Genomic DNA, 26,200 nt, shown 5'->3' with positions numbered 1-26,200 from the left:
GCCCGGACCCGGATACCTGATCCAGACACCTGACCCAGCCAGGAGACCCGCCGATCGATCTCCACATGACCGATCTTCGCGGCAGGAACCTCATCAACGTCACGAGTGGCGAGCGGAGGGACATCTCGGTGGAGGAGCTTTCGGACATGGAGCGTTCCCGGCTGCTCCTCGGCTGGCTGGCGGCGCGGCGCGCGGTGGACAACTGTCTGTCGGACCTGCTCGCCGCCGGTCCCGCGGGAGAACGTCGGGTGCGCGAGTCGCTGGCGCTCGTCGACGACCTGGAAAGTCGCGCCCAGGAGGCATTCGACCGCTACCGCACCGCCGCGGAGAGCACCCCGGCTCCCCCGCCGCGTCCGGCCGGCCGCTGGGCGCCGCCGGTTGGTGCGGAGCGCCCCCGCCTCAATGTGGTCCGCGCCCCGGAGGGCGACCTCGCGCGTAGTAGTTCCAACACGAAGAGTAATCACCGACACCGGTGACGCCCAGCCCGCGCCCGGCGGGTCAGAATGGCCACCGTGCCGGCCGTTCGTCGCCGCCGCGTCACCGCGGTCTGGCTCCTCACCTTCCTGCTTCCCGTGATACTGATCGTAACTGGCTGTAGCGGGTTGAGTGGAACCCGCCGCGGCGGTGTGGTCCCCGGGGGCACCCCGACCGCGACGCCGACCACCGGGCCGGACGCATTCGAGCGGTCCGGCCGCGGCATGCCGATCCGCATCACGCTGCCGCCACCCGGCACGCCCCGGCCGTACCCGCTGATCGTGGCGCTGCACAGCCTGCACTACGACGGCACCGACCCCAAGGCGCACTGGGATCTCGACGGCCTCGCCCGCACCGCGGGCCTCGCCGTCGTCTACCCGGACGGCATCGGCAAGGCCTGGAACGCCGGGACCTGCTGCGACACCGCCAAGATCAACAATACGGACGACGTCGGTTGGCTGCGCGCCCTGATCGCCCACCTGAGTGAGAACTACCCGATCGACCGCACGCGCGTCAGCCTCATCGGCCTGTCCAACGGCGGGATGCTCGCCTACCGGTACGCCTGCGAGCACGGCGACGAACTCGCCGGCATCGCCGTAGTAGCGGCGAGCCGGCAGGTGGCGCAGTGCCAGCCGGCAGCTCCGCTGACCGTCGTCGTCGTGCACGGCGGAGCAGACGGTCACGTCCCCTACCTGGGCTCGCAGTGGTCACCGGTGCTGCAGACCGCGATCACGCCGGTCGAGGAGAGCATGGCGCCGTTCCGCGTGGTGGACCAGTGCCCGCTGCCCAGCCAGCCCGGCGACACGATCCTCACCGACTCCACCGGGGTGCCCTGGCACGCCGCGCAATCGCCCACCGCCCTGTCCGCCGGGCAGCAGCCCGCAGTGGCCATCGGCTCGTCCGCAGCGCCGACGCCGCCCTCCGGGACGCCGACACCGCTGCCCGACGGTCTGACCGCCCCCGCCGGCCCGCCGGCCGTGCCCGTGACGACCGCACCGGTGGCCGTCCGCCGCGAGACCCGGTGCGCATCCTCGGCCCGGGTCGTCCAGTACCTGCTGCCCTCGATGGCCCACGGCTGGCCGCCTGCCACCGGACCGAACTCCTTCGCCACCACCGGGGTGATCTGGAACCTGCTGGCGCCGGCCCGGTCGGCCCGTCCCGGGCCCCGGCTGTGACGGTGAACGCCGGTCAGGCCGCCGGGGAGAACGACGCGCGCAAGGCGCCCATCAGCGTGTTCAGCGTGGCGGCCGCGCTGGTCGAGACCCTCGCGATGAGCACGTAGACGGCGCCATTCGTGGCGACCGTCCGCATCAGGTAGGACACGCGCTGGCCCTCGCGGTCATAGGAACCAGCCAGCTCCTGGGTCGGCTGGCCGCTGGTGTCCGTCGCCGCGCCGGAACGCTCCTTCGTCAGCCCCGAGACCGCGTCGAACTCGCCCGCCTGGACGTGTGTGAGCGCCGCCGTCTGGTCAGCACCGGCGATCCGGGCGACCCCGATCATCTGCGGGCCGTAGTCCGAGACGGTGCCGGGCTCACCGTAGAAGATGCCGGTGTTGTCGCGACGCTGCTTCCACACCGGCGGGTGGGAGAAGGTCGCCTTCTGCAACGGGTCCGTGTACGGGGCCCAGTCCGCCGGCACGGCGATCTGCCCCGCGGCCGATTGGCCGGTGCTCGCGGCGGCAGACGCGCCCGGCCCAGTCGCCGCCGGCGCGCTGGCGGCGGCGGAGGCTGACGGGGACGGCACCGCGGGCGCGTCCATGGCGGTGCGGCCGCTGGGGCGCACCTTCTCCCACACGACGCCGGCACCGNCCCCCNCCCCGAGTGCGACCGCCAGCACCACCAGCGCGACGCCGAGACGGTGCAGGAAGGACATGGAGTCGGCACCGCCACCATCGCGGCGACCGTCGAGCTCGTCGGCCTCGTCGAGGTCGTTGACGTCGTCGGGCTCGGGAAAGTCGCGCTCCATCGCCGCAGTGAGGGGACCACCCGAGCGGCGCTGCGCGGGCGTCCGATCGCCGCCAGCGCGATGCGGCCCCGTGCGCTTCCTGATCATGGTGGGTGGCGAGTCCGATGGCCGCTCGCCCTCCCGGCCGGCGGTGGGGCCGCCGGCGCCGGCCCGTCCCGGGCCGCCCGAGCGCTGCGCCCGGGACGGGCGTGCCGCGCCCGTGGGCCGGTCGAAACGACCAGGATCGGTGTGGTCGCCGCCGGAACCCGGCCCCGGCGGGCCGGGGCGCGACCGGTCGAGGCGGGTGTCCTCGACGCCTTCGGGTGCCGCGAAGCGTGCCCGCGCGCCGGTGCCTCCTGGCCTGCCCCCGCTCCCGGGGCGGCCTGACCGCCTACCAGCGCCGGGCGGCGGGCCGTCGTCGGCCGGGCCGCCGCCGGGCCCGAACCCCGGCGGGGTCGTCCGATCCCGCGGGCCGGCGTGGCCCGAGCGGCCTGGCCGCCCAGCCGGTTCCCCGTCGAGGGCCGGATCATCCGCTCCGGCCGCGGGGGCCGGCCGCGACCGCACGACCGCGTGTCGGCCCGTCGTCCCGGTGGGGGCACCCGACCGCGCCGTCAGGCCGCCGCCGGGCTCGCCCGCCACGCGCCGATCGCCGACCGGCGGGACGAGCGCCCTGCGCATGGAGGTTCCGGCGCCGGCCGGACCCGGACCGCCGTCTCGGCCCTGCGGGCGGCGGCCTCGACCGTACGGATCGTCTCCCGCGTCGTGCGCGGGCCCGAATTCGCCGCCCGCCCCCCCAGGGAGAGAGGAACCGGTCGGCAGGCCGCCGGGATCGTAGGAGCCGGTGTCCGTCCCATAGCTCGCGGCCGGCGGCCGATGGCCATAACCACCGTCGGCCGGCGGACCGCCATAGCCACCGGAAGCAGGCCGATCCCCATAGCCACTGGAAGCGGGCCGACCGCCATAGCCGCCGGGAGCGGGCCGATCCCCATAACCATCGGCGGCGGGCCGATCCCCATAGCCGCCGGCGGCGGGCCGATCCCCATAGCCGCCGGCGGCGGGCGCGCTGCCATAGCTGCCGGCGGCGGGCGGGCCGCCATAGCCGTCAGGGGCGGGTTGACCGCCATAGCCGGCGGCCGCGGCCGGGTGGGGTGCTGCATCGGCCGGAGGGTAAGGCCCGCGCGGCGGGAGGTTTTCCCCGGGCCGACGGTAGGCGGGCTGGCGGTGGTCGTCGTCCCACTCGGCCCGTCGCGCACCGTCCGTCACCAGACGACCTCCGATCCCGAGCCCCCACACACGTTCGTTCGTCCCACCGGTGTACCACGGAGTTGCCGACACATAGCGCGCGCCTAGTTGACAACATCCCGCCAGAGGCATAGAGGCCGGGTCGGATACCACCGACCTGGGGCGGTATCCTCCCATGGCGCACCGGGCGCTTGATGGGGGGATCATCGTTGAAGGGCTTCAAGCAGTTTCTGATGCGTGGGAACGTGGTCGACCTCGCGGTCGCCGTGGTGGTCGGCACCGCCTTCACCGCAGTCGTGACGTCCCTGGTGAAGACCATCTTCACCCCACTGATCGCGGCGATCTTCGGCAAACCGGACTTCTCGGCCCTCACGTTCACGGTTAACGGCAGCATGTTTCGCTACGGAGAGTTCATCAACAGTGTCATCGCCTTCCTCTCCGTGGCGACTGTGATCTACTTCGTCGTGGTGCTCCCCCTGAAGACCATCAACGACCGGCGCGTCCGGGGCCAGATCCCGCCCGAGGAGGACGTGGCGCTGACCGATGAGGCGCGCCTGCTCACCGAGATTCGTGATCTACTGGCGGAACGCCGCACCACCTCCTGATCCGGTCGATCGCGGAGGGACTCCGCACCGATCCATCCCGTCGATCGCTTACCCGAACGTTGGTCGGCATTCAGGAATCGCTCAGGCTCGCAAGGGAAAGTGCCTACCATGACACCGCGTCTCCCCTTCAGCAGCGGCGCCGAGGACGCTCAGGCGGACAGCGGCCGGGAGGAGTCCGGCGCCGGGCACGACTCGCCGTCCCCCTGGGCCCCGCCCGCCGAAGGCGCATTCGGATCCCGGGCCGAACAGCCCCACCCGGCCGGCCCCGGCAGCTCCGCGCCCGACCGTCCCGTGCCGTCGTCGCCCCCCGGGACGCCCTATGGCACTCCCACGCCGATCCACCCAGCCACCGGCCCCGGTCAGACGGCGCCGTTCAACACGGGCGGTCTCGCGTCCGGGTCCTGGGGCCAGCCCGGCCCGGGTCCGGGGCAGGGTGGCCCGGGGCAGAGCGTGGTCAGGGCGAACGCCGGTCCCGGCGGGGTGAGCGGTCCCTACGGCCCGGGCACTCCGGGCGCTCCGGGAGCCGGCGGTCCGGGCGGGCCGCACGGTCCTGGTCTGCCGCCCGGTCCACCGGCGGGGGGGNAACCGTGGGGNGGCCAGTGGGGNGCTCCCGGNGGGGGTGTTCCTCCTACCACGTATGACATTCACGGCAGCCGGCTCACGACGGCGACGGCCTCCCCGCTGCCCTGGCGGCGGCGGCGGCTGGTGGCCGCGGGGCTCGCCATCGCCCTCGTCTCCGCCGGCATCGGGGGTGGCGTCGGCGCTCTGGTCGCCGACAACGACGGCGGAAACACGGTCGTCACCACCGCCGGGCTCGAACGCAGCAGCGACAGCTCCGGCGGAACATCCCCAGCGGCCTCCGGCACCGTCGCCGCGGCGGCGCAGAAGATCCTCCCCAGCGTGGTGACGATCTCCGAGGAGTCGAGCAGCGAGGCGGGCACCGGTTCCGGAACGATCATCCGCTCGGACGGCCACATCCTGACGAACAACCACGTCGTGTCGGGCGCCTCGGACGGCGGCACCCTCACGGTCACCCTGCAGGACGGCCGCACCTTCGATGCGCAGGTCGTGGGGACCGACCCGAGCTCCGACCTCGCCATCATCAAGATCAACGCTTCGGGGCTGACCGCGGCGACCTTCGGCAACTCCGACTCGTTGAGCATTGGCGAGCTGGTGGTGGCGGTCGGCAGCCCACTCGGCCTGAACGGCACGGTGACCTCCGGCATCGTCAGCGCCGTGCACCGACCGGTCCGCACCGGCGACTCGACCGTGCAGGACCAGCAGAACACCGTCCTCGACGCGATCCAGACCGACGCGCCGATCAACCCGGGTAACTCCGGTGGCCCCCTGGTCAACAGCCGCGGCGAGATCATCGGGGTGAACAGCGCGATCGCAACCGTCGGCGGCGGCGGGGGCAGTCCGTTCGGCGGCAGCCAGCAGTCCGGCAACATCGGCGTCGGTTTCGCGATCCCCGGCAACTACGCCGAATCAGTGGCCACGCAGCTCATCACCACCGGGCGTGCGCAGCATCCCTACCTGGGCGTCACCGCGTCGACCGCGGCGGAGAACACGCGCTCGACGGCGTCCAGCGGGACCGGCGCCCAGATCCGGTCGATGGTCTCCGGCGGCCCCGCGGAGGGCGCCGGCCTGCGCACCGGAGACGTGATCACCAAGGTCGGCAACCGGGCCGTCAGCGACGTCGACTCCCTGATCGCGGCGGTGCGCTCGCACGCCATCGGGGACGAGGTCGAGGTGACGTACACCCGCAACGGCCAGACCGGCACCGTGAAGACCCGGCTCGCCCAGCAGCCACCGACCTCCTGAGCACGGCCCTGAGCACGGCCACGAGCAACGCCCTGATCGTCGCCGTCGTACCGCTTCGGAGCCGACATACCGACCCCGCAATAATCGTGGGCCAATCCGGCGGACGGTCGCGAATGGCCGGGCCGGCGCGGAAGGCCCGCTGGGCCCGATCGGTCGTGGAATTCGGGGCATGGCCGTCGGCGGGCTATTCGTCCGCCCGTCTTTCTAACTAGTCCGCCGGCGGGACATGGCGACTTCGGCCACGCACCATCGCCAAACAAAGTAACTACAAGTAGGCAAAAGCTATCAAAGCGCTACCGACGTGCGGGTCAAGCGATTCCGGCTGTCGAATCGACGACAACAAAATCCGCACAACGTTCACCCGTTAGGGAGGCCCACCTCCTAGCATTGACCCCACCATCCGTTCCGGGCTCGCGGTTAGTCGACCGGGGAGAAGCTAAAGTATGGACGACGACGCGGACCTGGCGGCCCGTGTCCGACGCGGTGATCGGCAGGCGTTCGACGACCTCTACGATCTCTACGCGGACGATGTCTTCTCCATGTGTCTGCTGATCCTGGGTGATCCCACGGTGGCCCGGGCAGCCGCCGGTACGGNGTTCGCCCTGGTCGCCCGCACCCGTCTCAACCCGCTGAGCGACCCGGCCCGGCTGCGGTCCTGGCTGCTGGAACTCGCCCGCGGCAGCGCCCTGGCCTGGTCGGGATCCCCGCAGGCCCGCAGCATCCCGGTGCCCCACGGCGTGCCGCCCGAGGAACTCCTGGTCGGCTCCGTGGTGCCGGCGCCCGCCAGCCTGCGGGTGGGTCTCGCCCGCACCTTCGACCGCGCCGCCGCCGTCGCAGAGGCCGCTGCTGCCAGCCGCCGAGTCGCCCCACCCGCCGCCCCCGCGGCGCCCCGAGAGATCAGCCTCGTCAAGGCGCCGGCTGGGCCCCCAGCTACCCCCGTGTCCGACGCCGCGGAGACATTGATCGCCCCCGCCACCGTGCGCGCGCTGCCGCTGATGCGGATGGACGCCGAGGTCGAAGCCACCAACACCGCTCCGGCGTTCGGCCGAGGGACCCTGGCCTGGCGCAGCCGGCCTGCGATGGCTGCCGCGGCGGCGGTCGTCGTCGCCGCGGTCGGTCTCACCGCGGCGATGAACTGGCCGTCGTCCGATCCCCGCCTGATGTCCGAGAACGGCGTGGCGGTGGTGAGTCCGCCGCGGTCTCTCGACGTGGTTCGCCCCGCCACCGCGCCCGCCGCCCCCAGTGGGGGCACCGCGGCTGCCCCCACCGTCGTCCCGACGGTGGCCGGCGCCTTCACCAGCCGGGCCGCGGCGCCCAGGGAAGTACGGCCCCGCCTCGTGGAGCCAATCGCTCGAGACGTGCACAGGTCCGAGCCGTCCGCCGCGCCAAGCATCGACCNCCCCCGCGCAACCTCGGCAGCGCCCTCGACCACGGCGCCGCGCACCACTCCGCCGAAGCTCCCGGCCAGCACCGCTCCGGCCACGACGGCTGCGACCTCTCCGGCCTCTGGGACCCCTGGGACCTCCGCATCGACGACCCCGCCGAGGGCACAGGCGCCACAGCCGACAGCCACCGTCCCATCGCCGGGGAGCGCGCCACCAACCAGCGCCGCGTCGCCCCCCACGACGCCGCCGGGCGGAAATGTTCCGTCCGCGCCAGTCGCCCCGTCCAGCCCTCAACAACAATCCGCCCGGCCGCCGGCGGGCCAGAGCACCGGCAGTACTGGCGGCACTGGCAGTACTGCCGGCACTGGCGGCACTGGCGGCACTGGCAGTACCGAAGGCACCAGCCCGACCGGTGCCGGCCCGTCCGAATCCGACGAGCGCATCGTCGGCCCCGTCACCGCACCGGCACCGGTCTCCGTCTAGCCGACGCCCGTCAGCGGACGGTGTAGAACAGCGTCGTCACGTACTGGTCGAAGTCGTTGATCCGCAGGGTCAGCCGGAGCTGCCACTTCCCCGCCAGGGGCGCCTGCACCCGGTCGCTGCGTGCGTGCCCCGGCGCGGCCAGGTCTAGCGGTACCTCGAACGGCCCAAGATCCGCGGTCGGCAGGGATAGTGCCGCGCTTGCCTGCACCAGCTTCTGCGGCTTACCGCTGGGCGCCCAGGTGTACACGTCAAGCGATTCGGCTCCGATCCTGGTCGGGGCGACCCGCACCTTCACCGTCATCGGGCCGGCGAACGCCGTCCCGGTGAACGGCGGTGCATAGCTGGTGCGCGCGGGAACCATGTTCACCAGCGTCGCGGTAAGCCCCAGTACCACCGCCCCGACGACCAGCTCCGAAGCGACACCACGCCGCAGCCCGGTCAGCGCGCCGACGCTGGGCGCCGTCCCCGTCCCATCCGGACCGGAGCGGACATCGACATGATCATCTGCATAGTGACGACGCACCCACCGCTGGGCGAGGGCGCCGAGAGCGATCATGCCAAGGACAAACCACACCTTGTAGAGCAGCAATCGCCCGTAACCGGTGTCGATGACCGCTCGGAGCGTTCCGATCTCCCGCCAGCTCTGGAACAGGCCGCTGATCACGATCACGGCCACGGCCACGGCTGCCACGCGTGACCAACGCGGAAGCACCTCCGCCAGCTCCACCGCCGCCGCCCGGCGGACCAGGAAGAGCGCGATGACCACCAGCCCGCCGATCCACACGGACATGCCAAGCACATGCACCGTCAAGCTGGCCGTCGCGAGCCACACCAGATCCCCTGCACTGCCGTGGCCGATCGCCGCCAGGGTCACCGCCACCACGAGTCCGAGACCCGCCAGCTCGCAGGTGCGCCACACATCCAGCGAGCCGATACGGAACATCCGGCGCAGCAGCGGAACCGCAAGGCAGAGCGCAAGCAGTCGGATCAGTAACAGGTGACCGAACCGCTCCTCCAGGGTCGCCGACAGTACCGACCAGCGGCCCAGTCCGCTCATTCCCAGGCCGGCGGTGTACGGCCCCTGGAGGAGTAGCTGCCCCAGCCCCGCGAGCGCCGACAGTCCCCATGCCCCCGCCACCAGTTGGCTCGCACCGCTCAACCGCAGGCCCTGCGGCCACAGCATCAGCAGAAAGAAGCAGGCCCCCAGCAGAACGCCGATACCTGCGTATCCAGCGAACCGCGCGACACCGAACAGGAATCCGACCGTCCGCGAACCGGAGGTGTCCGCCTCCGCGCTGGCAGCCCCGGCCTCCGGCGGTCCGCCCACACCGAAGGCGAAGGCACCCGAGATCGGGTGACTGTCCGCAGAGATGACCCGCCAGCTGGCCACGTAGGTGCCCCTGGGCAGATCGGGTCGCAGCGCAACCATCGCCTGGGACGCCTTCTGCCCCGAATGCGCCTGTCCGTCGTCGACCCGGGCACCGGCCGAATCGAGCACTCGGATGGAATCCCGCGAGACCCGAACCGACTCGCTGTAACTGATCACAACTCGAGTCGGCGCCGCAGCAAGCGCCGCGCCGTCCGCCGGACTGGTGCCCGTCATCAGGGCGTGAGCAGACGCCGGCGCAACGCCGAGCCCAAGCCCGATCGAGGTGGTGACCATGGCCAGAACGGCCATGGTCACCACCATCACTCTTCGCATGGAGTTACGCCCGCCGCCGCGAGGTCACCAGTGCGAAGGCACCGGCCAGCAGACCGAGCGCGCCCAGGACCACTCCGACTATCCCGAGCCAGCGAGCGGTCCCGTCGCTGCCATCCGGCTGCGAGGTTTCCGCGGCGTTCTGCGTCGACACCGAATCGTGGGCGCCGGTGGATGAACCCGCGGCCGCTCCGGCTGCGGTTACCGTCAGCGACGGCGCTGGCTTCTCCGGTTCCCCGGCTCCAGGCTGCGCCACATCGACCCACCGCACCACGTCCCCGTTCGAATAGGTCTGCAGCGTCTTGAACGTGAGCTGTCCGGCCTTGTCCGGCAACGGACCGGCGGAGACGGTGAACGTGTCAAACTCCCCCGGCTTGATCCCCTGACTCCCCTGCGCCGTCCAGGTGATGCGGGTGACCACCTCGCTCACCTGGCCGTCGTCTGTACTCAGAGGCTTCGCTGGCGCCGCCTTCGCGACCTTGTAGGTCCAGCCGGCCTTGGGCTGCACCGACACCGACGCGAGCGGTGTGTCCACGGGGAACTGAACATCGATACCAGTGGTGGACGCGTTGTCCTCCTCGGTCGGCACCTTGAACGAGAGCGTGGCGTAGCTACCTGCGGACGCCGTGGACGGTTGAAGGGTGACGTGCGCGGAGGCCGGCACTGTCATGGCGAGTACGGCCGCGCCGGCAACCACGCCGAGTACGCCCGCACGACTAAAGAGGCGAATCATATAAATCCTTCCAAACGGTCCCACAGCGCAGCGGGAACACAGAGATTCCGTGTCTCTCGGGCGCCGGAGTGTCGTTCGTCAGGCCATGGCAAAAAGCAGCGATGAGCAATCTGTGGCACACCGCTCCATCCGACCGATCTCCGGCTGGCCCTGCGGCGGACCACGCCTACGGGCGGATGGCCCGAGCGGTCGGGTATGGGGGCGGGGGGCCCGTCGGCGGACGTCGACGCGTGGCACCGGCGGGACCGAGGGCACGGCCCGATCCGCCACCGGCCGGAACAGACGGAACAGGACCGCATGGGGACGGAGCCCGGACGCCGACCACAGCACACGCTCCGCGCGGCGCAGCAGCACCGCGACGCACACCGCCGCCAGACCGTGCGCGAACACCATCCGCGCCTCGATCGAGCAGCCGCCCGCCCGATGCGTGTGCGGGTGCGCGAGAGCAAAGGTGATGTGGAGCAGAACCTGGGTCCCCGCGACGCCTGCCACGAGCATCGGAAGGCGCCGCTCCCGGCCACCGAGGCCATAGGCGATCCGGGTGAGCAGGAGAAAGGCAATGATCATCGTTGTGGCCGGCGACCGCTGGGCACCACCGACCACGTGCGCCGCCCACGCCAGGCACACGGAGGACGACGCGAAGGTGGCAGCTCGTCCAAGGCGAGCCGTCCCTCCACCCGCCGACCAACCTGTGCTCACAGGGACCAAGACTGCCATGTCCGACCCGCTCATCGCCACACCCCCTCCCGCAACGTCGTCAAGCCGTCAGTTGTCCTGCTGGCAGCTCCCCCCGAAATCCGTCAACCTCGGACGGTCAACACCCATCCACGGGTAGCGTCGGCCTTCTCCGACGCCGGAGCCCAGGATCCCGAAGAAGGGCTGATGCATCGTGCGGGTGGTCATCGCCGAGGATTCGGTACTGCTCCGTGAGGGGTTGCGTCGCCTTCTCACCGACGCCGGTTGCGAAGTAGTCGCCACGGTCGGAGACGGGCCCGGCCTGGTCGATGCGGTGGTGGCGCACCAGCCCGACGTCTCCGTCGTGGACGTCCGAATGCCTCCGTCCCACCGCGACGAAGGGCTGCGAGCCGCGATCAGGGCCCGCTCCGAGGTCACCGGCTCACCGGTTCTCGTCCTGAGCCAGTACGTCGAGAAACAGTACGCGGCGGAGCTTCTCGCTGACGGCGCTGGCGCCGTCGGCTATCTCTTGAAGGACCGCGTCGCCGACGTGCGTGAGTTCGTTGACGCGGTACGTCGGGTCGCCGCAGGCGGCACCGTCATGGATCCGGAAGTGGTGGCACAGCTTCTCGTCCGGAATCGTCGTAACGACCCCATGTCCGCATTGACCCCTCGGGAACGAGAGGTCCTCACTCTCATGGCAGAAGGCCGATCGAACACCGCGATCGCCGCACACCTGGTCGTGAGCAGTGGCGCGGTCGAGAAACACATATCAAACGTCTTCTCGAAACTCGGACTCGAGCCGACCACGAAGGACCACCGTCGGGTCCTGGCGGTCCTCGCCTATCTGCGGAGCTGAGCGACTCGATCGGCAGCTCACCCCCTCCAGCAATTCGAACATGTGATCGATTATGTAACTCGCGCGCACGCTTGTCAAGCGGACCCGGCGTTCACCCCACAACAGCATGGCCATCCACGGCCGCTCCCGTGGACGCGCCGGCGATCACAAGAACGAGATGTGCACCGCGGAGCAGAGAAGCGTTGACATTGGCAGCCACAACCCCAAGAGAGGCAACCGCGACCGACCGCGATGCTGGATGACCTCCTCGACGTGAATTGCGGTGATGCGCGGCACTTGACGAGGAGGCCGACGTGACGCAAAATCGAACACATGTTCGACGATGATCTGAACGCCCTCCCCCTCCCCGACCTTGAGGTGGAAGTCTGCAGCTGGGCTGGTCGCATCTCGGCAGCGACCTGCCGCTGGCTGACTCTGATCGCCGCCTTCGACCGCCGGAAGGGATGGTCCGCAACCGGGCTGCCGACCTGTGCGCACTGGTTGGCCTGGCGCTGCGGGATCGGCCTGCGCGCGAGCTACGAGTATCTGCGCGTCGCTCGCGCACTCCAGACACTTCCACAGATCAGTGCGACCTTCGCCCGAGGCGAGATCTCCTACTCCAAGGTCCGAGCCGTCACGCGCGTCGCAACCCCGGACACGGATGCCGCGTGGGCTCACGAGGCGGCGCGATGCTCAGCCCGCGAGCTCGAACGACTCGTCTCCCTCCAGTCGAAGATCGATTCAGACGGCCAGGACGACCGCGAGAAGAACAGCGGCAAGAAGGACTCCGTGCGCTGTTCCTGGCATTGGAACGAGGACGGCACCTTCTTTCTGATCGCCCATCTCGATTCGGAACGTGGCGCGGTGGTCGCCAAGGCCCTCGCGATGGCCGCGACAAGTCTCGACCAGTCGGCCGGACCACGTGACGACGAGAAGATGTCTATCGATTCAGCAGACGACCCGGAAAAGGTGGTGCCACAAGCCCTGCGAGTCGACGCGCTCGCGGGAGTCGCGGAGTCCTTCCTTACCCACGGCGCGCCGGGACTGACTGATCCGACTTCATACACCGTCAACGTACATGTCGATGTCGACACTTTGATAGGCGGGGCCGAAACTCGTCGGGACGACCGAACCCAAAAGGCCGAGAAGAAGGATCCTAGCGGTCGGACCTGCGAGATCGAGGGCGGTGCCACGCTCGCGCCGAGTGTCGTCCGCCGGCTGTCCTGCGACAGCCTTCTCCGTGCGGTTCTGACCGACCCGAAGGGAAACCCGCTCGCGCTCGGACGCACCCGACGGAGCCCATCCACCAAGCTGCGGAGGGCTATCTATGCGCGAGATAAGGGCGTCTGCCGGTATCCCGGCTGCCGACACACCCAATGGCTTCAGGTTCATCACTTGCAGGAATGGGGCATCGAGAGCGGGCCGACGGATCCCGTGAATCTGGTTCTGCTCTGTTCACTCCATCACCGGCTGATTCACGACAGAGGCCTGGTTCTCGAACGGCGACCGGCCGGAGACCTCCTGGTCTTCCATCCGGATGGTACGGTCACGCAGGAGGCGCCAACGATCAGCAGCGATCCTGACCCGCTGCGCTTCTTCCGCTCTGCCACGCCCCGTGGGCCTGGCCACGGATCCTCGGTCGGACAGGCGGCGTGAGCGCCTCCGCCCAAGCCGAGTGCCGGTCGATCCGCACACGTCGCACTCGACCAGATGCCCCGTCTCGTGACCCAGTCTGGCGTGACACGAGGTCGGTTGCCTGGCTACGTGAGGCGATGCCCGTAGGCTCCCGGTCTTGTGAGCCCCATCCTCGCGTCCGGACGAGCTGGGAACTTCCTCNGATCTGTGTTGATCATTCTTCTGCTCGTTCTGATGATGCGGACGGCCTACCTCCTGTGGTTCTTCCACACCCCGGCCTGGACGTCGCGACCGCACGACGTCCGCTACTGCGGCGGATGGTACGAGCGAGCCGACGCGCCGGATGTCACTGGCCGGCAGGCCAGGAGGACCGCTGGCGGCGACCTCAAGCCAGTGATGCGGTCACCGGTCTTTCGGCCGATCACCGCCTACCGTCCGTCCTCGACCTGCCCGCAGTATCTGTTCGCCAAGGTCGGCAGGGACGTCTACGTGACCTACCGCGCCACCGAAGACTGAGCGGAGTCACTCAAAGCCGGTCCGGTGAGCACGTAGACCCGGGCGTGTATCGAGGTGCGCTGCTGCAGCGCCGCGCGGACCGCCCGATGCAGCCCATCCTCGAGGTAGAGAGCACCCCCCCATTCGATCACGTGCGGGAAGAGGTCTCCATAGAAGGTCGAGTCCTCATCGAGCAGCACATCCAGCGCCAGTACCCGTTTCGTCGTGACGAGCTGATCGAGCCGGACCTGGCGAGGGGGAATGGCCGCCCAGTCCCGCTGGCCAAGGCCGTGCTCGGGGTACGGGCGACCGTCTCCGACCAACTTGAAGATCACCGGCACCTCCTCCTCGAGGGCGAGACATCCGTCGACTACGACAGCCTAGAATCCCCGCCCCGTCCATAAGACCCCGGTCGGCCCAGAGCGGGAACCGGGTGGACATCAGGACCACGGCCGTGTGGCGGATGCCCACATCGGGCCGGCGTATCCCTTGACCTCTGCATCCAGCCTGGCTTAAGTAAGCCTTACCTGAATACATGGAGGTCTCGGTGACGTCGCCAGCCCACACCCAAGACATGATCACTATGGCTCGACAGGCGAGGACGGTCCTTGCCGGTGGCCGCACGGCACTGCTGACCCTCCCCTGTGAGCAGGCACGGGGCTGGGTGGGAGTGATCGATGACGGGGGTGAGCCGGTGCTGATGGCGAGCGCCGTCGGCCGGCTGGCCAGCGCTGCCAGGAATGGGAGGCGAAGCTGGGTCGAGGTGCCAGGGCACTCTGGCGAGCGGCTGATCCTGACCGGTCCGCTGCGGGTGGTGCCCGGTACCACAGAGCAGATCCTGAGCCGGCTCGACGATCTGGGTCGCATGGTCAGCACGGAGGACGGCGTCACCGATGGCCTTTCCGTGCTGGCGCTATCGGTCGAGGACGTGGTGCTCTGCCTACCCACTGTGGCCAGGGACGGCCGTCCACGCCGGTGGCCCTCCGCCACGGTGGGTCGGCGCATCGACCTGGCCTCCTATGCGTTTGCCGAGCCGGACCTGATCAGCGCCTACGCGGCGGAGCTCATCGAGCATCTCAACGTCGGACATGCGGATCAGATGCGCCAGCTCGCCCGACACGCTCTGCCGGCGACGATCGAGGGCGACATCGCCGGCGTCCAGGTCAGCGGCCTGGATCGGTACGGCATGGACCTGTGGCGGGTGGACGGCGCCGGAGCCGAGCAGGTACGGGTCGCCTTCCGGCAGCCGCTCGTCGAACCGCGCTCCCTCGGACGCGAACTGCGTCGATTGCTCGACCAGTCGGCCAACGCCTCGGAATGACGCCCATAATCGGCGCCGGACGTTCCTGCCCCACGCCCGGAGGCTCAGATGCCGCGATCACATCACCGTCTGAGCCTTGCAGTCACGGCACTCGTCACGCTTGCGACGCTGACTACCGCAGCCTGTTCCGGCGGATCGGACGGTCCCGACGCTTCCGGTCCAGCCGCCGGATCCGCGCGGCCGGCGAGCCCGGCGTCGCCGAGAAACGAGAACCCGGCGGTCACCCGAACCACTCGGCTCACTGCCGGCAAGGATGGCCCCGTCGAGATCGGGCTCGTCGACCTGCATGTCAGCGGCAGACTCGCCGTCCTGCGGCTGATCTTCACACCGCACCTGCGCACAGACCGGCCCGGCGGCGTCTCCCTGTTGGACATGGCGGGTGGTCGAGGCGCCAGCGTGAGCCTGGTCGATACCGAGCACCTGCGCCGCTACCTGGTCGTCCGCGACAGCCACAATGAGCCGCTCGGTCCGAACCCGGTCCTGGCTCGCACCGCCAACGACAGTCCACTGGCTGCGACCTTCACGTTCGCCGCGCCGCCGGCCGAGGTCAAGAAGATCGACGTCTATCTGGACGATCAGATCGTCTTCGACGGTGTGGACGTCGCCTCGTGAGTGGACGTCGCCTCGTGAGTGGGACGGCCCGAGCGATGTTGGCGTTGGTCGCCGTGCTGGCGCTCGTCGCTGCGGCCCCCGTGCCGGACGACGAGCTGCGTACCGCGGTGCACGAGCTGCGGACCGATGAGGCGGTCCGCCCGATCGACCTCGCCAGGAGCGTCGTCGAGCTTCGCACCGAGGAACATCGTGGCACCGAGACCACGCTCACCCTGAGCGCGGACGTGCTGTTCGCCTTCGACTCAGCCGAGCTCACCGCGATCGCGCGCCGCCAGATCGCCGACGTGGCGGGCCGGCTCGCCGACTCCGTCACGCCGGTCCGGGTAGACGGGTACACCGACAGCTTCGGCACCCTGGCCTACAACGTGATCCTGTCCCAACGGCGCGCCAGCGCCGTCGCCGATCTTCTGCGTCCCGCGGCGCCAGCGGGGGTGCTCGTCTCCGCCAGGGGACATGGATCCGCCGATCCGATCGCCCGCAACACCCTGCCCGACGGCTCGGACGACCCGGCCGGACGAGCGATCAACCGCCGAGTGACCATCACCTTCGGCGACCAGTGAGTCCAATTTGACATCGGCATCGAAAATCGTTTCCAATTAGGTCATGTCCCGACCCGCCGCGATCGTCTTCGACCAGGCGAGCATCGCCTATGGGCGGGTGCCTGCGTTGGAGCAGGTCCACGGCACGGTGCGCCGAGGGGAGATCGTCGCGCTCGTCGGGCCCAACGGCGCCGGCAAGTCAACCCTGATCAAGGCGCTGCTTGGCCTGGTGCCGGTCGCGTCGGGTTCGATCACCGTCCTCGGCCAGGCGCCCGCGCAGGCGCGCCGGCTGGTCGCCTACGTGCCGCAGGCGGACACGCTCGACCCGGACTTCCCGATCTCGGTGGCACAGGTCGTCCTGATGGGCCGCTACCGGCGGATCGGCTGGCTGCGGCCACCCGGGCGGGCTGATCGAGATGCGGCCGCCGAAGCACTGGCGGCAGTGGGCCTCGCGCACCGGGCGGCAGACCGGTTCGGCACGCTGTCCGGGGGGCAGCGGCAGCGGGTGCTGCTCGCGCGGGCGATCGCGGCGCAACCGGAGGCTCTACTGCTCGACGAGCCCTTCAACGGGGTCGACGCGGTCTCCCAGGAGGCTCTGCTGGACACGATCAAGACTCTCGCCGCCGGCGGCGCCGCGGTCGTCGTGTCCACCCATGACCTGGGCCTGGCGCAGTTGACGTGCGACGGTATCTGCCTGCTCAACCGGCATCAGTTCGGTTTCGGCCCGCCTGCCGACGTGCTCACCCCCGACCTGCTGCGGGCCGCCTACGGCGGGGCGGCGTTGGAGCTGGGCGATCGCGGGCTGATCGTCGCTCGCTCATGATTGACATCCTGGTCACGCCGTTCGACCGGCCGTACATGACACGGGCTCTCGTCGAGGCACTGCTCCTCGGTGCGCTCTGCGGCGCGGTCGGCGTGTATGTGCTGCTACGACGGCTGGCGTTCCTGACGGACGCCGTCACCCACACCGTCTTTCCCGGGGTCGTCGTCGGGTTTCTGGTCTCGGGCCGGTCCGGCATCGTGCCGGGCGCGCTCGTCTGCGCGGTGGCCGCCGCAGCCCTGTTCACGGCGATCGCGGCGACCCGGCGGGTGAACGAGGACGCGACCCTGGCCGTGCTGCTGACGGCCTTCTTCGCGGTGGGGGTGATCCTCATCTCGCGGCAGCATTCCTACACCGCCGATCTCACCGCCTTCCTGTTCGGGCACGTGCTGACCATCGACACGACGGACATCGTGGTCACCGCGGCGGTGACCGTCCTGGCCGGCCTGGTTCTGCTCGGGCTGGGCAAGGAGCTGCTGCTGCGGGCCTTCGATCCGGAGTGGGCCCGGGCGACGGGCTACCGGATCACCGCGCTCGATCTGGTCAGCAACATGCTGATCGCGCTGGTCGTGGTCGCCTCGGTCCAGGCTGTCGGGACCGTGCTCGTGATCGCGATGCTCGTCGTGCCGGCTGCGGCGGCGCGGCTGCTGTCCGAGCGGCTCGGCGTCATCGTCGCCGTGGCGGTGCTCGTCGGCATGGTCGGCGCCTGGCTGGGTCTCGCCACCAGCTACGAGGCGTCGGTCGGTCACGACCTGCGGCTCGCCGCCGGGGCCACGATCGTGCTCGTCCTCGTCGCCTTCTACGCCCTGGTGACGCTCGGCCAGGCCACCCGCCGGCTGGTGCGGCGGTGATTCTGCTCACCTCGCTCGGCGACGGCTACGTGCGGCGCGCGCTGCTGGAGGTCGTGATCGTCGGGGTGCTCTGCGGTGCGGTCGGCGTCCATGTCGTGCTGCGTCGGCTGAGCTTCCTGACCACGGCGTTGACCCACGCGACCTTCCCCGGAGTGGTGATCGCGACGCTGCTCGGCCTGGGCCTCGTCCTCGGCGCGGGGGTGTTCGGCGTGCTTCTCGTGGCTGTCGTGGCGGCGCTGACCGGCCCGCGCGGCGCTGAGCACGGGCGGGAGACGACCAGCGTCACCGCCGTGGTGCTCTCCGGCGGCTTCGCCCTGGGGATGGCGCTGATGTCGACACAGGAGGGCTTCAGCCGGGACCTCACCGCCTTCCTGGTCGGTTCGGTGCTCACCGTCCAGCCGAGCGATCTCGTCGTCAGCGCGGTGACGGCGGCGGTCGTGCTGGGGATGCTGGCGGCGCTGCGCAAGGAGCTGCACCTCGCCGCCTTCGATCCGGACGCCCTCGCCGCCGCGGGCTATCCGGCCCGCCGGCTCGATCTCGTCCTGCTGCTGGCACTCGAGGCGACGGTGGTGACCTCCCTGCCCGCTGTCGGCACGATCATGGCTGTCGCCCTGATCGTGGGTCCGGCGGCAACCGCCCGGCTCTGGTGCTCCCGGACATCCACGATGACCGCCGTGGCCATCGGCGTCGGCGTCGCCTCAGGGGTGATCGGACTCGCTGTCAGCGAGCAGTGGAATGTCGCGGCCGGCGGTGCAATCGTCCTCTCCGTCGCCGCATTCTTCATGACCTCGCTGGTGTTGCGGTCACTCCCGTGGGGTGAACTGGCCGTCGCGGTCGTGGGCCGCCGGAAATCCGCTGGACGCCCCACCTACTCTGGGTAGATGGAGTTCACCCAGTCCGACAAGCTCGCCGACGTCTGCTACGACGTCCGCGGGCCTGTCCTCGACGAAGCGACCCGGCTGGAAGCCGCGGGCGCGCGCATCCTCAAGCTGAACATCGGCAACCCGGCGCCGTTCGGCTTCTCCGCACCGCCGGAGGTACTTGAGGCCGTCGTGGCAAACCTGGCGGACGCACAGGGGTACAGCGACTCCAAGGGTCTGCGCGCCGCGCGCGAGGCGGTCGTGGGCTACCACAACCGCAAGGGCATCACCGGAATCACGTCCGACAGCGTGTACCTGGGCAACGGCGTCTCCGAGATGATCATGATGTCGTTGCAGGCGCTGCTCAACAACGGCGACGAGGTGCTGCTGCCGGCGCCGGACTACCCGCTGTGGACGGCCGTGGTGAGCCTCTGCGGCGGGCGGCCGGTGCACTACCTCTGCGACGAGACCGCCGGCTGGGCGCCGGACGTGGCGGACATCGCTCGCAAGGTCACCCCGCGGACCAGGGCGATCGTCATCATCAACCCGAACAACCCCACCGGCGCCGTCTACGACCGGCGGGTGCTGGAGGACATCGTCGAGGTCGCGCGGCGCCACCATCTGATGCTGCTGTCCGACGAGATCTACGATCGGATCCTCTACGACGACGCTGAGCACATCGCGACCGCGTCGCTGGCTCCGGACCTGGTCTGCATGACCTTCAACGGGCTGTCGAAGGCGTACCGGCTGGCTGGGTTCCGCTCCGGCTGGATGGTGCTGTCGGGCCCGCGTGGACACGCCTCGTCCTACATCGAGGGGCTGAACATCCTCGCGAACATGCGGCTGTGCGCGAATGTGCCCGGGCAGTTCGCCACGCTCGCCGCACTCGCCGAGAACGGCGGTGCGGGNGATCTCGTCCTGCCCGGCGGCCGGCTGCGGGAGCAGCGGGACACGGTCGTGAAGCTGCTCAACGACATCCCGGGCGTGTCCTGCGTGCCGCCGCGAGGCGCGCTGTACGCGTTCCCGAGGCTCGACCCCGAGGTCTATCCGATCGAGGACGACGAGCGGTTCGTCTTTGACCTGCTGGCGGCCGAGAAGATTCTTCTTGTGCAGGGAACCGGCTTCAACTGGCCACATCCCGACCATGTCCGGATCGTGACGCTGCCCTCGGTGGACGATCTCACCGACGCCGTCGGGCGGATCGACCGGTTCCTGGCCCGGTACAAGCAGAACTAGTCCTATCGACACCATCGACGAGGTTGTCCACAGGCAGGCGGCGGCTTGTGGACAACCTGTGGACAACTCGCGCCGCGACCTGCGGGTCGCGCTTCTGCTCGCCGTCGCCGTCATCGCGGTGGAGATCACGCTGCACGCCCGGATCGGGCGTCCGCTCTGGTACGACGAGCTCTGGCGCCCGCACTTCGCCGGCGAGCCGTGGCCGACGTTCTGGCCGGAGCTCAAGTCGGCAAACGCGCCGTCGTCGCTGGGATCGATCGCGCTGACCCGGCTGACCGGCAACGTTCTCGGCTGGCATGCCTGGACGCTGCGCACCGTCACGGCCGGCATCTGGCTGCCGGTGCTGGCGGTGGCGACATTCCTGTCCGCGCGGCGCTTCACCGGCGTCCTCCCGGCCGCGGGCGGCGCGGTCGCGGTGGCGCTGAGCGGCACCGTCGTCGACTCCGGCACCCAGCTCAAGCCGTATGTCCTCGAGGCCGTCGTCTCCCTCGCGGTGTTCGCCCTGTGGACGGCGCCCGGCGCGCCGCTGCGGAACCGAACTGCCGCCGGCGCCCTGGCCGCGGTCTCGCTGCCCGCCGTGTTCCTGCTGGTACCGCTGGCCGTGGGCGACCTCGTCCGCGACCGCCGAACCGGCTGGCGCGCCGCGCCGGCGCTGCTGCTGGCCGGCGGGCACACGCTGCTGTTCGTCTCCCACCAGTCCAGCCAGCGCGCGAGCCACTTCTGGGACGATCAGTTCCTCGCCGGGCGAGGCGTTCTCGGCGGGCTGCGCTTCACCGCCGACCAGGCACTCGCGGTGCTGGGCGGCGCGCCACCCGGCATCGACCGCTACGACCCCAACCTGGTGCATTCCCTGCTCGAGGGCCACCGACTCGCCACGGCCCTCGTGGGAACCGCGACGGCCGTCGCCATGCTCGCGGGCGCCCGGGCGCTGCGCCGCCGGACGGACGGCGCGACCCTGCTGTGGAGCCTGGTCGGCGCCGAGCTCCTTCAGCTCGCGGCGAGCGGCGGACGTTACTGGCCCTTCGGGGCCTGCCGGCCGAACCTGTTCCTCGTCCCGTTGCTGACCATCGTCGCGGCGGTCGGCGCGGGCGAGCTGGCGGCCGCGGCCTGTCGGCGCCGCGGTCACGTCATCAGGGCGGCCAGCGTGCTCTGCCTCGCGGGCGTCGCGGCGACGCCGGTCTGCGCGGCCGCCGGGATCGGCACCATGTGGCGGGAGCGCCACGATGTGCGCCCGATCGAGGGCATGGTGGACGCCACTCTGGCAGTGCGCGACCAGTACCGCCCGGGTGACGCCGTCATCGTCGGCGGCCGCCTCGCTCGGGCGGGCTGGCTGTACGGGATGGAGCTCAGCGCCGACGGCCCGCGGCGACCAGGTGCACGGGTGCCGCGCTCGGCGACGACGTTCCTGACCGCCATCGGTCGCGGTGGGGCGGAGCGGGCCGTGCGGACCCGCCAGCATCCCCCGCGGCGCGTCCTGCTGTTCGTCCTCGCCTACGACCGCCGGGGCACGGCCGCAGAGCTCGCCACCCTGCGCCGCGGCGGATGGTGCAACCGCGGCGTCCGCTCGTTCCCGCTGACCGGGACGTTGCACGAGCTGGACCGCTGCGCGGTCACGGGGCGGCGGGGGCCGCCGTCGCCATCGGCTGGCCGATGATCGCCGCCAACGCCGCCCACTCCCGGTCACCGTCGGCCAGCGAGGTGCGGATGCGCTGCTGCAGAACGCCGACCTCGATGCGGGTGCCGTCGAACAACTGGGCGCAGGAGGCCGTCGCCGCGGTATAGCCACGGCCTCCTGCGTCGTAACGGGCCCGTGCCCCGGCGGTGGGTGGCACCGGCGCGGTGATCGCCGCCGAGATGTCGGTTCCAAGGGTGGCGCACGCGGGTTTCAGGGCGGCGCCGTTCTGCGCGGCGAGCTGGGAACGGACGGTGGCCACGTCGGTGGCCACCCGGATCCGTAGTCCCTCGCTCCCGTGGTACCAGGACGCCAGCTCCGCGGCGTCGTTCTCGGCGGACACCGGGACGGCCGAGACGGGGGCCGTCGAGACGGGGGCGGGGGTACTCGCGTGCGTGCCACCGGCGGGCAGGCCGGATGCGGGCTGCTCGCCCCCGGTCACGATGGCCACGGCGCCACCGATGATCAGCGCGATCATGCCGAGAATGGCGAGCCGGCTCCCGATCGGATTCTGCAACGGGTCCGGCTCACGCAGCCAACCCGGCCGGCCGCCCTGCCGCGCCATGCCGATCCTCCTCCGCCCATCCGGCCCTGACACCCGACGCAGGGCAAAGGTTATGCCGCGGGGAGGGGCCGGCCGGCGCCGGGGGAGCTCAGCAGTTGACGAGCTCGGGCTTCTGATTGAGGATCTGCGCCTCGCGGGACACGAACTGCCGGTACTGCTCCCCACCGATCGCGTCGAGGCCGAACATCCCGACCCGGTGGCAGTTCTGAAACACGAGGGCCACGCCGAAACGCCGCTCCAACGCTGAGCGGATGGAGGTGCTGGCCATCGCGCGCAGTAGCTGGCCCCCCTCCGCGTCGGTGGGCGGCGTGCCGTCGAAGGCGGTGAAGTCCGACCCGGCGGCTTGGGCCGGCCCGAGCTCGGCCGCGAGCCGCTCGACCAGCTCATAGGCGAACGGCAGCGAGGTGCGGACGCAGTCCAGGAACGCCTCGTCGGTCAGTTCGCCGACACGGGCGGCCTCAACGAGCTGCGGAGTGACTGTGAGTGACATCGGAACCTCCGGGAGTGGTGGCGAGCCTGTTCCCGCCGCGATCCACCTTTTCAGAAATGAATTCCATTGTCAATAACGTTGCCATCGGAGTGCCATCCGGGTCGGCCGAACGGCCCTGACAGCGCGCGAAGGTGAGAAAATGAGATCGTGAAGCACCCCGAGCCGCGACCCGAGCCGCGAGGACGTCGCGGCCCGGCCGGGGTCGACGGCACCTCGGATCTCTGGGGCGTCTCGGACCTCCGGGGCGTCTCGGACCACAGCACGGACGCGGCGAAGGGAGTGACGGTGAGCATCGCGAGGAACGAGCCCAGATCGCCCGATGCGGACCCGTCCCCTCGGCCGGTCCCCGGCGCGGCGGCGCGCGGCGCACCCGGCCGCGGCACGACGGTGCGCGCCACCCGGCAGGGCGACGCGGTGTGCGCCGCCCTCGCCGAGACCGACGCCTTCACCAGCGCTCAGGACCTGCACGCCCTGCTGCGCTCACGGGGCGCCGGGGTCGGGCTGACCACCGTGTACCGCCATCTCCAGGTGCTGGTGGACCGGGGTGAGGTCGACATGATCCGCCGCGACGACGGCGAGACGGTCTACCGACGCTGCGCCACCGCGGCGCACCACCACCACCTCGTCTGCCGGGTCTGCGGGCGGACCGTGGAGATCGCCGGCCCGGAGATCGAGGCGTGGACCGCCGCCATCGCCGACGCCGAGGGCTTCGTCGACGTCGAGCACACCGTGGAGATCTACGGCACGTGCGCCGACTGCGCGGCAGCGTCCGCCGCCTCCTGAACCATCACGGACCAAACCAGCACGGATCAAACCATCACGGGGCGGTGGCCGCGAGGCCGGTGCAGCCACGCAGGGCGTTCCAGGCGGCGAGCGCCTGGCTGCCGGCGGCGCCGCTCAGCGGCCGCGGTGCGCCCCCCACGATCCGGGCGGGCACCCAGGTGGCGTCGGTGACCGCCCTGCCGGCCACGGTCAGGCGCAGCACCCCGGACTCGGTGTTGCGTCCGGTCCCGGAGGAATAGAAGACGAAGTTCCCCAGGCCGTAGTCGACGTAGACGCCGTCGCTGGTCCAACCCGCCCCGAGCAGGACGTGGGCGTGGCTGCCGACGACGACGTCCGCCCCGGCTGCGGCGAGCCGGGGGACCAGGGATCGCTGCGTGTCGCTCGGGCACTGCTGCTGCTCGACCCCCCAGTGCAGGAACACGACAACGGTGTCGGCCCGCGCCCGCGCGCCCCGCACAGCGGCGACCAGCTTGTCGACCTCCTTCGCCGAGGCGAGGCCAGGCTTGTGCGGCCCGGCGGTCCAGGCGGCGATGAGCTGGTCGTCGAGGACCTGGGTCGCCCCGATGACGGCGATGCGCTGCCCCTTCACCGTCGTCGTGTACGGGGCGAAGGCGCTGGTGTCGTCCTCGCCGATGCCGATGACCGGGAAGTGGGCGTCGCGGGCGTGGCGCAGCGAGTCCTGCAGCCCGGTCAGGCCGTAGTCCATGCCGTGATTGTTCGCCATGGTCACGACATCGATGCCGGCGGCGCGCACCGCGTCGAACGCGGTGGGCGGGGCACGGAAGGTGAACTCCTTCGGCGCCGGGGTGCCGCCGTCGGTCACCGCGGTCTCCAGGTTCGCGACGGCGAGGTCCGCGGCGGCCAGGGTCGCCGAGATCGGCCCGATCGCCGTGGCGGGATCGGCCGCGAGGCGCTGGCCGGGCGTGCCGGCAAAGTGGATGTCACCGCCGAACGCGATCGTGACGGGCTGCCCCGTCGGCCGTCTCGGACCGTTCCCGACCGGGCTGGAACCGTCGGCCGAACCGGTGCCCCCGGCGGCCGCACCCGGGGTGGCCGGGGAACCGGTCCCGCCCCGGCTGGCCGCTGTGGCGGTCGCACCGGTCGGCGCGGGAGTCGGATCCGCGTCGTCGCCGTAGGGCATCGAACAGGCGACGAGCCCGACCAGCAGGACTCCGGCCGTGCCGAGGGCCAACCCCGCGACTGCCGACCGACGCCCGGTCAACCGCCGCGCGAACCCCCCGCCCCCGCCCATGCCGCGTTCCTCCGTCCGACGTCCCCGTCCGGCAAGCCTCGCCGACCCGGCCGCGCCGGGCCAGTGGACGTCACCGGACCGACAGCCGGGACAGGGTAACCAGCCGAGACCGCGCTGACGGCCACCCGGCCGACAGCGGCCACCCGGCCGACAGCGGCCACCCGGCTGACAGCGGCCACCCGGCTGACAGCAGTTACAGGGCCGACAGCGCCGACAGCGCCGGTGCCAGTTCGCGCCACTGCCGGCGGGGCAGCCCGCGGCGGTCGAAGTCCAGGACCTGTACGGCGACCTGGTCGGCCCCGGCGTCGAGATGCTCCTTGATCCGGCCGAGCAGGACGTCGGGGTCGCCCCAGGGGACGATCGTGTCGACCAGGCGGTCGGAGCCCGCGCCGGCGAGGTCGTCGTCGTCGAACCCGAACCGGCGCAGGTTGGACGTGTAGTTCGGCAGCCGCAGGTAGGACCCGGTGTGCCGGCGCGCCAGCTCCCGAGCCTGCTCGGGGTCGTCGTGCAGGACGAACGCCTGTTCGGGGACGAGCAGCTTGTCCGGGCCGAGGATCTCGCGGGCCGCCGCGGTGTGCTCGGGCGGGACGAAGTAGGTGTGCGCGCCGTCGGCGCGATCGCGGGCAAGACCCAGCATCTTCGGCCCGAGCGCGGCGAGGACCCGCGGCGGCGGCTCGGCCGGCGCCACCGCCCGGTACTGCTCGGCGGCCATCCGGTCCATCTCGTCGAGGTAGGCCGCCATCTGCGCGAGCGGGCGGGTGTAGGCGGCGCCCCGGATGTGCATCAGCTCGGCATGGGAGACGCCCAGCCCGAGCAGGAAACGGCCGGGGAACGCTTCCGCGAGGGCGAGCTGCGCGGCGGTCATCGTCAGCGGGTTGCGGGCGAGGATCTGCGCGATCCCGGTCGCGATCGTGATCCGTGAGGTGGCCGCGAGGGCGAGGCTCGCGGTGACAAGGACCTCCCGGCCCTTGACCTCACCCGTCCACAGGGTGGGGTAGCCGAGCTCGTCAAGCTCGGCGATGGCCTCCCGGACGACGCCGGCCGGGGAGAAGTCGAACTGCCCGCTCCAGATGCCGACCTTCCCGATGTCGCGGCGGGCCGGCGGGCGGGGCACGTCCTGCGCACTCGTCACCGCGACACCGTACCGACCCGCGGCCCCGGCACCGA

At 71.0% G+C, this 26,200-nt stretch carries 24 protein-coding genes and 1 pseudogene; 17 read left to right on the top strand and 8 right to left on the bottom strand.

Going from position 1 to position 26,200, the window contains the following annotated elements; genetic code table 11:
- Positions 1-65 precede the first annotated feature (65 nt).
- From FF36_RS13805 to FF36_RS13780, 4 genes are all read left to right on the top strand, one after another.
- Positions 66-476, top strand: a complete 411-nt coding sequence (locus FF36_RS13805; protein ID WP_236705335.1) for a hypothetical protein — start codon at positions 66-68, stop codon at positions 474-476.
- Between the two features lie 27 nt (positions 477-503).
- Positions 504-1,649, top strand: coding sequence for a CE1 family esterase (locus tag FF36_RS13800; protein ID WP_044885450.1), 1,146 nt, complete (start codon positions 504-506; stop codon positions 1,647-1,649).
- A 2,220-nt stretch (positions 1,650-3,869) separates the two neighbouring features.
- Positions 3,870-4,265, top strand: a complete 396-nt coding sequence (gene mscL / locus FF36_RS13785; RefSeq protein ID WP_044885448.1) for a large conductance mechanosensitive channel protein MscL — start codon at positions 3,870-3,872, stop codon at positions 4,263-4,265.
- A gap of 615 nt (positions 4,266-4,880) precedes the next feature.
- The coding region (locus FF36_RS13780) for a S1C family serine protease (RefSeq protein WP_242422490.1) at positions 4,881-6,089 on the top strand (1,209 nt) is incomplete at its 5' end.
- Between the two features lie 1,878 nt (positions 6,090-7,967).
- On the opposite strand, the gene FF36_RS13770 is transcribed toward FF36_RS13780, so the two are convergent.
- From FF36_RS13770 to FF36_RS13760, 3 genes are all read right to left on the bottom strand, one after another.
- Positions 7,968-9,635, bottom strand: coding sequence for a copper resistance CopC/CopD family protein (locus FF36_RS13770; protein WP_236705334.1), 1,668 nt, complete (start codon positions 9,633-9,635; stop codon positions 7,968-7,970).
- A gap of 28 nt (positions 9,636-9,663) precedes the next feature.
- Complete coding sequence (locus FF36_RS13765) at positions 9,664-10,389, bottom strand: YcnI family copper-binding membrane protein (RefSeq protein WP_044885444.1); 726 nt, start codon at positions 10,387-10,389, stop codon at positions 9,664-9,666.
- A gap of 78 nt (positions 10,390-10,467) precedes the next feature.
- On the bottom strand, positions 10,468-10,992 hold the full coding sequence (locus FF36_RS13760) for a hypothetical protein (RefSeq protein ID WP_242422488.1): 525 nt from the start codon (positions 10,990-10,992) through the stop codon (positions 10,468-10,470).
- A 286-nt stretch (positions 10,993-11,278) separates the two neighbouring features.
- Between FF36_RS13760 and FF36_RS13755 the strand changes: the two genes are divergently transcribed.
- The 3 genes from FF36_RS13755 to FF36_RS37885 form a co-directional block, all read left to right on the top strand.
- Positions 11,279-11,923 (top strand): response regulator, encoded by a 645-nt coding sequence (locus tag FF36_RS13755; RefSeq protein ID WP_044885443.1) that lies wholly within the window; start codon positions 11,279-11,281, stop codon positions 11,921-11,923.
- Between the two features lie 312 nt (positions 11,924-12,235).
- Complete coding sequence (locus tag FF36_RS13750) at positions 12,236-13,558, top strand: HNH endonuclease signature motif containing protein (protein ID WP_199865390.1); 1,323 nt, start codon at positions 12,236-12,238, stop codon at positions 13,556-13,558.
- A gap of 181 nt (positions 13,559-13,739) precedes the next feature.
- On the top strand, positions 13,740-14,053 hold a 314-nt coding region (locus FF36_RS37885), incomplete at its 5' end, for a hypothetical protein (protein ID WP_242422486.1).
- On the opposite strand, the gene FF36_RS13740 is transcribed toward FF36_RS37885, so the two are convergent.
- Positions 14,032-14,367, bottom strand: coding sequence for a type II toxin-antitoxin system VapB family antitoxin (locus FF36_RS13740; protein WP_009741388.1), 336 nt, complete (start codon positions 14,365-14,367; stop codon positions 14,032-14,034). The two genes, FF36_RS37885 and FF36_RS13740, sit on opposite strands and share 22 nt — an antisense overlap.
- A 248-nt stretch (positions 14,368-14,615) precedes the next feature.
- Between FF36_RS13740 and FF36_RS13735 the strand changes: the two genes are divergently transcribed.
- From FF36_RS13735 to FF36_RS13700, 9 genes and pseudogenes are all read left to right on the top strand, one after another.
- Positions 14,616-15,353 (top strand): DUF2470 domain-containing protein, encoded by a 738-nt coding sequence (locus tag FF36_RS13735; RefSeq protein ID WP_236705333.1) that lies wholly within the window; start codon positions 14,616-14,618, stop codon positions 15,351-15,353.
- 396 nt (positions 15,354-15,749) lie between these two features.
- Positions 15,750-15,965, top strand: a complete 216-nt coding sequence (locus FF36_RS37880) for a hypothetical protein (protein ID WP_236705332.1) — start codon at positions 15,750-15,752, stop codon at positions 15,963-15,965.
- A gap of 35 nt (positions 15,966-16,000) precedes the next feature.
- Positions 16,001-16,525, top strand: coding sequence for an OmpA family protein (locus FF36_RS13725; protein ID WP_044885440.1), 525 nt, complete (start codon positions 16,001-16,003; stop codon positions 16,523-16,525).
- Positions 16,526-16,568: 43 nt separating this feature from the next.
- On the top strand, positions 16,569-17,327 hold the full coding sequence (locus tag FF36_RS13720) for a metal ABC transporter ATP-binding protein (protein ID WP_044885439.1): 759 nt from the start codon (positions 16,569-16,571) through the stop codon (positions 17,325-17,327).
- Positions 17,324-18,175: a metal ABC transporter permease gene (locus FF36_RS13715; protein WP_044885438.1), complete on the top strand. Its 852-nt coding sequence runs from the start codon at positions 17,324-17,326 to the stop codon at positions 18,173-18,175. The genes FF36_RS13720 and FF36_RS13715 overlap by 4 nt, the downstream gene beginning before the upstream one ends.
- Positions 18,172-19,056 carry a metal ABC transporter permease gene (locus tag FF36_RS13710; protein ID WP_044885437.1) on the top strand — a complete coding sequence of 295 codons (885 nt, stop codon included), beginning with the start codon at positions 18,172-18,174 and terminating at the stop codon, positions 19,054-19,056. The genes FF36_RS13715 and FF36_RS13710 overlap by 4 nt, the downstream gene beginning before the upstream one ends.
- Positions 19,057-19,943, top strand: a pseudogene (locus FF36_RS13705) (aminotransferase class I/II-fold pyridoxal phosphate-dependent enzyme); the annotation flags it as partial.
- Between the two features lies 1 nt (position 19,944).
- On the top strand, positions 19,945-20,271 hold a 327-nt coding region (locus tag FF36_RS37875; protein WP_242422485.1), incomplete at its 5' end, for an aminotransferase class I/II-fold pyridoxal phosphate-dependent enzyme.
- Between the two features lie 58 nt (positions 20,272-20,329).
- A complete protein-coding gene (locus tag FF36_RS13700) occupies positions 20,330-21,925 on the top strand; it encodes a hypothetical protein (protein ID WP_044885435.1) in 1,596 nt (531 codons plus the stop codon).
- Here FF36_RS13700 and FF36_RS13695 read toward each other — a convergent pair.
- Together FF36_RS13695 and FF36_RS13690 are read right to left on the bottom strand one after the other, a co-directional pair.
- On the bottom strand, positions 21,882-22,508 hold the full coding sequence (locus tag FF36_RS13695) for a hypothetical protein (RefSeq protein WP_044885434.1): 627 nt from the start codon (positions 22,506-22,508) through the stop codon (positions 21,882-21,884). The two genes, FF36_RS13700 and FF36_RS13695, sit on opposite strands and share 44 nt — an antisense overlap.
- 88 nt (positions 22,509-22,596) lie before the next feature.
- Complete coding sequence (locus FF36_RS13690; RefSeq protein ID WP_044885433.1) at positions 22,597-22,998, bottom strand: SCO5389 family protein; 402 nt, start codon at positions 22,996-22,998, stop codon at positions 22,597-22,599.
- 387 nt (positions 22,999-23,385) lie between these two features.
- Here FF36_RS13690 and FF36_RS13685 point away from each other — a divergent pair, with 387 nt between their 5' ends.
- Positions 23,386-23,781: a Fur family transcriptional regulator gene (locus tag FF36_RS13685; RefSeq protein WP_044885490.1), complete on the top strand. Its 396-nt coding sequence runs from the start codon at positions 23,386-23,388 to the stop codon at positions 23,779-23,781.
- Between the two features lie 34 nt (positions 23,782-23,815).
- Here the strand turns inward: FF36_RS13685 and FF36_RS13680 are convergent, their stop codons facing one another.
- A complete protein-coding gene (locus FF36_RS13680) occupies positions 23,816-25,033 on the bottom strand; it encodes a CapA family protein (protein WP_044885432.1) in 1,218 nt (405 codons plus the stop codon).
- A 193-nt stretch (positions 25,034-25,226) separates the two neighbouring features.
- Positions 25,227-26,165 (bottom strand): LLM class F420-dependent oxidoreductase, encoded by a 939-nt coding sequence (locus tag FF36_RS13675; protein ID WP_370657193.1) that lies wholly within the window; start codon positions 26,163-26,165, stop codon positions 25,227-25,229.
- Positions 26,166-26,200: the final 35 nt, after the last annotated feature.

Source organism: Frankia torreyi, assembly GCF_000948395.1.
GTDB classification, from domain to species: domain Bacteria; phylum Actinomycetota; class Actinomycetes; order Frankiales; family Frankiaceae; genus Frankia; species Frankia torreyi.
This window is presented reverse-complemented; position numbering and strand designations above follow the sequence as displayed.